Origin of the sequence: Endozoicomonas atrinae (assembly GCF_001647025.1) — a bacterium.
Lineage (GTDB): Bacteria > Pseudomonadota > Gammaproteobacteria > Pseudomonadales > Endozoicomonadaceae > Endozoicomonas > Endozoicomonas atrinae.
This window is the reverse complement of sequence record NZ_LUKQ02000281.1, coordinates 1-6,541: the sequence shown is the minus strand read 5'-3', so window position 1 is coordinate 6,541 and position 6,541 is coordinate 1. Positions and strand designations below refer to the sequence as shown.

Annotated in this window: 4 protein-coding genes and 2 pseudogenes; 3 read left to right on the top strand and 3 right to left on the bottom strand. The window is 46.4% G+C overall.

Features of this window, described 5'->3' with window-relative positions; genetic code table 11:
- A pseudogene (locus AK963_RS35845) lies at nucleotides 1–176 on the top strand (IS256 family transposase); the annotation flags it as partial.
- A gap of 162 nt (nucleotides 177–338) precedes the next feature.
- On the opposite strand, the gene AK963_RS24045 reads toward AK963_RS35845, so the two are convergent.
- Entirely contained in the window at nucleotides 339–2,255 is a 1,917-nt protein-coding gene (locus AK963_RS24045) for a monovalent cation:proton antiporter-2 (CPA2) family protein (protein ID WP_066017932.1), read from the bottom strand.
- 2 nt (nucleotides 2,256–2,257) lie between these two features.
- Entirely contained in the window at nucleotides 2,258–2,875 is a 618-nt protein-coding gene (locus AK963_RS24040) for an NAD(P)H-dependent oxidoreductase (protein ID WP_066017931.1), read from the bottom strand.
- Between the two features lie 421 nt (nucleotides 2,876–3,296).
- Here AK963_RS24040 and AK963_RS24035 point away from each other — a divergent pair, with 421 nt between their 5' ends.
- Together AK963_RS24035 and AK963_RS24030 are read left to right on the top strand one after the other, a co-directional pair.
- Nucleotides 3,297–4,679 (top strand): protein kinase domain-containing protein, encoded by a 1,383-nt coding sequence (locus tag AK963_RS24035; RefSeq protein WP_066017930.1) that lies wholly within the window; start codon nucleotides 3,297–3,299, stop codon nucleotides 4,677–4,679.
- A gap of 253 nt (nucleotides 4,680–4,932) precedes the next feature.
- The gene (locus tag AK963_RS24030; protein WP_066017929.1) at nucleotides 4,933–5,967 is read left to right on the top strand and encodes an IS481 family transposase; all 1,035 of its coding nucleotides are present in this window, start codon (nucleotides 4,933–4,935) and stop codon (nucleotides 5,965–5,967) included.
- Nucleotides 5,968–6,365: 398 nt separating this feature from the next.
- Here the strand turns inward: AK963_RS24030 and AK963_RS32405 are convergent.
- Nucleotides 6,366–6,541, bottom strand: a pseudogene (locus AK963_RS32405) (IS256 family transposase); the annotation flags it as partial.

Sequence of the window (6,541 nt, the reverse complement as noted above, 5' to 3'; positions counted from 1 at the left end):
GCGTCATTCGTAAGGCGATCAAGAACCGGAAGATTTTTCGGACTGATGAGTCAGTCATGAAGGTAATCTATCTGGCCATGGAAAAAGCTTCCGAGAAATGGACCATGCCGATCAGGAACTGGAAAGCAGCCATGAACCGGTTTGAAATTATGTTTCCTGACCGGTTCAAGGAGTAATAGTTTTGGTGGCGTTTACACAGAATTATTTACAGGCTCTTTATGATCAATACAGTTAACAGGCAGTAATTGAACAACAGAGGTTGCACAGTCCACAAAGTTATTTAAAGAAATAGCTCTTTACTGTGTGTGCTTTACAATCTTTGTTGCTAATAAAAACAATTAATCAGCTTTGAAATCCTTTAAATAATCTTTCGGTGGTGGTGTCCAGCCCCGCTCAGACCTGGTGTGTCGGTCGGCCCGATCTTTTTTCATGGAATCCCGCATCAATCCTTCCAGCTTGATAAACAGGTCGCGGTAGTGATCCCCAAAGCTGCGGGATTCACCTTCTCCCCGCCAGCTTTCATAGAGTTTCAGGCAGTTGCTGTTTTCCATCTCAGCAAAGTTCTGGCGCATCTGTTCCGCATGGAAGGGATGGAATCCAAGGGCCTCCAGTGCCTGGGTGCCCATATTCAGGGCGGAGTGGTAGGTTTCACTGACGATCAGGTCAGCACCAGCATCCCGCAGTTCGTATTTATGGGCACGATCAAAGGAGCGCACAAGCACTTTAATATGGGGGTGGTTCTGCTTCACATGTTCAACCAGCTCCAGCGCCCGGGCTCGATCATCAATGGCGACAATCATCAGGCTGGCTTCGTGAATACCGGCGGTGTGTAACAGGTCCGGGCGGCTGGCATCGCCATAGAAGCTTTTGATATTCAGGCTGCGCATCACATCCACCTGCGCGGCGGAATGATCCAGAACAACCGTCGGTATGTTGTTGGCAACCAGCAGGCGGTTAACAATCTGACCAAAGCGACCAATGCCAGCAATGATCACTGGGGCTTGCTGGTCAATGGTATCGGGCTCCCGGTCATCGTTGCTTTTCTGGTATCGGGGCTGAATGACCTTTTCAAACAGGATAAACAGTGCAGGGGTCAGGAACATGGACAGTGCGACCACCATGGAAAGCATCTGTGCCAGATCGTGTGGGATTACATGTTCGGCAACGGTATAGCTCAGCAGTACAAACCCAAACTCACCGGCCTGGGCCAGGCTCAGGGTAAACAGCCAGCGGTCGCTATGATGCACACGGAACAGTATGGCCAGCCCAAAAAGAACCAGTGCCTTGGTGAGCATCAGCCCCAGTGTCAGACCCACAATAGTAATCAGACTGTTGGAGAGAATCTCAACGTTAATGCCGGCCCCCACGGTGATAAAAAACAGTCCGAGCAAGAGGCCTTTAAACGGCTCGATATCCGCCTCCAGCTCATGGCGGAACTCGCTGTTGGCCAGCACCACACCGGCAAGGAAGGTTCCCAGCGCTGGAGAAAGACCAATCAGCCCCATAAGAGCCGCGATACCAATCACCAACATGAGAGCGGTAGCGGTGAATACTTCCCTCAGTCCGGAATCAGCAACATAGCGAAACAGAGGTCGGCTCAGAAAGTGGCCTGCAGCAACCAGAGCGCTGATGATGCCAATAATCACCAGCCCTGTTGCCCAGGCGGGAAGATGGGTGACAATGCTCAGCTCTTCATGGTGTTCTGCTGCCGCTGAGAGTTTTGATGCTGCTTCCTGAAGCTCTGGCAGTGCCAGCAATGGAATGAAGGCCAGCATGGGAATCACGGCGATATCCTGAAACAGCAGAACCGAAAAGGCACTCTTGCCTCCTTCGGTTTTAGACAGGCCTTTTTCATTAAATGTCTGCAGCACAATCGCCGTAGACGATAATGAAAAGATCAGGCCGACGGCCAGCGCTACGGTCCACTGCAGGCCAAACGTCAGGGCAACACCTGTTACAACTGCCGCTGTCAGGGTAACCTGTAGCCCTCCCAGCCCCAGCAGCTGGTGACGCATTGACCAGAGTGTCTGGGGTTGTAATTCAAGCCCCACCAGGAAGAGCATCATAACTACGCCAAACTCGGCAAAATGCTGAATAGTAGCGGTTTCCTGCCCGACAAGTCCGGTCAATGGGCCAATGATAACACCGGCAATCAAGTAGCCCAGCACCGAACCGAGGCCCAGCCGTTTGGCAAGTGGTACCAGCAGGACTGCGGCACAGAGATAGATAAATGCCTGGATAAAATAAGCGGTCATGGTCAGTCCTTGAGAATTGACTCGAGTGGTTCGGCCAGGGTATTCAAGCCACGAGTTTTGTTGACATCCACCCGGTTATCGATCAGCGCCTGAAGCAGGCGCTGCCAGTGCCCGACATGCTGTTCAATCCGGTTTTCTTCCGCTGCCGTGCGAGCACTGAAGAGTGCAAAGGGTGGCAGGTAGTGCATACCGGTCAGGTTAGCCGTCTGCTCCAGTGGCTGTAATAGTTCTCGGATGGTGAAATGATTATAGCCTCCGTTCTGATAGGCTTTTTCTGCTCCTCCGGCAGTGAGTACACATAGAAATATTTTGTCTTTTAATGCCACTCCGTCACGGCCATAGGCAAAGCCATATTCCAGTACCAGATCCTGCCACTCTTTCAAAATAGCCGGTGTCGAGTACCAGTAAAGAGGAAACATAAAGACGACCACATCGTGCTCCAGCAGACGCTGTTGTTCTTTCTCGATATTGATGCGCAGAGTCGGGTATTCGCGGTAAAGATCCACCACGGTGACCTGCTCATAACCCTGACTCGCCTTCAACATCGGAAGGTTGACCTCCGACCGGTGCTGGGAAGGATGGGCAAACAGAATCAGTACCCGTTGCTGGTGGCTGGCCATGGTGATGGTTCTTCTCCTTGTTGCTCGGGACTGGAAGATGACTGAAGTTACCCATCATTGCGTTTATGTTGGTTGATTAGAAGAGTAGGCGCAAGGGTGATTTTTTCGAAACATGAAAGCAATAGAGACAAGCGAAAACTCGAAAATTATTCTTAAAGGTTTATTGTTTGGCTTCAGGACTGATTAACCCCAATGCAGCATTTAGTCACTAATTTCGGTATCTTACAATGCATTCTCACCTCTCAAGAACGACTGAAACTTATTTGTTATTGGTTACCTGTTTAATTGAGAATGTCTTCGAGGTTAGCCTGTTTCTATAACTTAAGTAGTAAATAATAATGGTCTGTTGTGTGATAAATTAACTCGAAATAAAGTCAATTAAGGACGGAATAGATCTTCGGGTTTGCCAGGGAGGGGCAGTATGCGATTTAACAACCATGTCGAGGGTGATTTTTCATCATATATAACTCCGCAATATAAAGCCAAGGAAGGCTCCTTTTATCGGGGATCATCTTCTTCCGGTTATATGTCCCTCCCTTCACCACCAAGCTATTTGCAACAGTGTGATTTTTCAAATGTATCTTATTCACGTTTTTTATCGGATATGAAGGTTGATGTTATCGATGATGATCATTCAAAGGAATTTCAGATTCCTCAACATTGTGAAAGCCGGTTGATAAAACAGGGTGTTATCGGGAAAGGTGGCTTTGGCGAAGTTTGGAAAGTTGTTGATGAATTTGACAGTAATAAGGTATTTGCATTCAAAAGGGAAATATCAGCTTCACGACAGTCGCAGATTGAGTATGAGTATCAGGCTATGCAGAGTGTAGGCGAGCACCCAGGTATTGTTAAATGCCATGGAATACGAGAAATCAACGGGCAGTCAGGTTTATTGCTGGACTATATACCCGGAGCAGACTTGTCTAAGGTCTTGGATACGCTGCTTGAGCAGTACCGCTCAGGAAAGGTTTCGCATGCTAATTTCTGGGGAGCGATTCAATGTATTATCAGACAAGTTTTCAGTGTACTTCATCATTTGGAAGATCAAGGATTTAACCACCAGGATATCAAACCGCAGAATATCAGGGTGTCCAGTAAAGATCTGAAGGTATTTGTTATTGATTTTGGAAATCTTGGGAAGGTTGGTGAGAAACAGCAAATGGGAACAGTGCACTATACATCGCCTGAGTACTTTGATGCGAAACAACGTGCAACTATGTCTGATAAAGTTGATAGCTATAGTATTGGGCAAATTTTATATTCTATTTTTGCCAGAACTACCAATCCTGACGGTTATGATCTTTTTACTAATGGTAATATTGACGTTGATCCCTATGACAAGAACCAGTGGAGGCTAATATATGCTCTGGGTATGAATTTGATAGAATATAAAAAGAAGAATGAACTCAATGGTCAATGGAAGACAGCCCTCAAACCGCTCAATTTCCACCAGGCTGATTTGGAATTCAAAGAAACCGGCATTTGGAATGATATTCTTAATGCAAAATATTCTGAACTGCGAAGTGAAGGGGTATCTGATGGTGAAGTTATTGAAGAGGCTGGAAGAGAACTGCAAAAGAAGCGAGCTGCATTATTGAGTGGATGTTATGGGATTGGGGGTGAAACATCGGTGGTTAATTTTATTAACTTATTACTTCATCCATCATTGGATTATCGACTTAATGCCCGAAGCGCGCTGGAACATGCTTTTCTGACAGACTCGATGTGTGATGATACTGCGGTAGAAAAGACATTGAGAAATGTCTTTGATGGAGTCGAAGTGGAGCAGGGTGATAAAGAATAGCATTTCTTTCGATTGTTTATCCGGTTAACGAGTACTCCAGTGATGATTAAGGAGCCTTATATATTGAGCAATATTTTTAATATATAGCCACCTGGATCTGACCTGATACTCTATGCTCCATCGTCGTTTGTACCGTCAGGTCACATTCAGATGAATAAGTAACGATCTGATCAGACACTCCCTCTTTATCTGAAGAGGGTTACCGGTTTAAGTTTAAAGTACCACCAATAAACAAAACCAAAGGTAACCCTCAATGAACCAGAATAACCATCCTGCCATTAAACACAAGCTTGGTCTTTTAGAGTTGGCTGATCAATTGAAAAACGTATCTCGTGCCTGCAAGGTCATGGGTGTTTCCAGAGACACCTTCTACAGAGTTCAAAATGCTTACGAAGATGGTGGAATCGATGCGCTGCTGGCCAAATCAAAAAAGGTTCCAAACCCTAAAAATCGCGTGGAACCTCACGTTGAAGAAGCGGTTTGTAAACTGGCTATTGATAACCCGGCCCTTGGTCAAACCCGAGTCAGTAATGAACTCAGAAAGCTCGGCATATTTGTATCAGGCGGTGGCGTTCGAAGTATCTGGCAACGGCATAACCTGGAGACTTTCAAAAAGCGTCTTAAGGCACTGGAAGAATACGCTGCAGCTAACGATGCCATCTTCACAGAATCTCAACTTGCAGCCCTTGAGAAAAAGAAAGAAACCGATATTGCCTGTGGTGAAATTGAAACAGCTCATCCTGGCTATCTTGGTTCTCAAGACACCTTCTTCGTTGGCACGTTGAAAGGCGTGGGCAGGGTTTACCAGCAAACGTTTGTGGACACCTACAGCAAGATTGCGCACTGCAAGCTCTACACCACCAAAACGCCGATTACTGCAGCCGACCTGTTGAATGATCGCGTATTACCGTACTTTGCAGAACACGACATTCCGATGCTGCGCATGCTTACTGATAGGGGCACTGAGTTCTGCGGTAAGATTGAGCAACATGATTATGAGCTTTATCTGGCCGCCAGTGATATCGAGCACACGAAAACCAAAGCCAGGCACCCACAGACTAATGGGATCTGCGAGCGCTTCCATAAAACGATTCTGAACGAGTTCTATCAGGTGACCTTCAGAAAGAAGGTCTACACTGACTTGAATGAATTACAGATGGATCTGGATGCTTGGGTGGACTACTACAACACAGAACGAACCCATCAGGGTAAAATGTGTTGTGGGAGGACACCCCTGCAGACATTGGAATCAGGCAAAATAATCTGTAAGGAAAAACAGATCGTCTGAATCTGACCTGACGGTACAAACGACGATGGATCGGAAAGTGTCAGATCAGATCTTAGTTACTACAATTCAGACTATTACCTTTCCTTGCAGATAACTTTGCCCGATTTCAGTGTTTTTATGTGGACCTCCACGACACGTTATACCCTGATGGGGCGTTTCATGTTGTATTATACCACCTAAACATCCAAATCATTCTGTACTCAGTTAAATCAATATGAGTTCGATGCATATAAAGTCGTAGGTATGTCTTCTTTCAGGGGGCGCTCTCAATTAGCCATGAGTCCAGTTGATTACACACGAATTCAGGCAATACCCAAAGAGCATAAAGGCGAACGGCGCAGGGCATGGTGGTTCCATGTGAGCCTGTAAATAATTCTGTGTAAACGCCACCAAAACTATTACTCCTTGAACCGGTCAGGAAACATAATTTCAAACCGGTTCATGGCTGCTTTCCAGTTCCTGATCGGCATGGTCCATTTCTCGGAAGCTTTTTCCATGGCCAGATAGATTACCTTCATGACTGACTCATCAGTCCGAAAAATCTTCCGGTTCTTGATCGCCTTACGAATGACGC

Bases quoted from the DNA above. Each gene is read 5' to 3' on its own strand.
- AK963_RS24045 (WP_066017932.1), bottom strand. From the start codon at position 2,255: ATGACCGCTTATTTTATCCAGGCATTTATCTATCTCTGTGCCGCAGTC.
- AK963_RS24040 (WP_066017931.1), bottom strand. From the start codon at position 2,875: ATGGCCAGCCACCAGCAACGGGTACTGATTCTGTTTGCCCATCCTTCC.
- AK963_RS24035 (WP_066017930.1), top strand. From the start codon at position 3,297: ATGCGATTTAACAACCATGTCGAGGGTGATTTTTCATCATATATAACT.
- AK963_RS24030 (WP_066017929.1), top strand. From the start codon at position 4,933: ATGAACCAGAATAACCATCCTGCCATTAAACACAAGCTTGGTCTTTTA.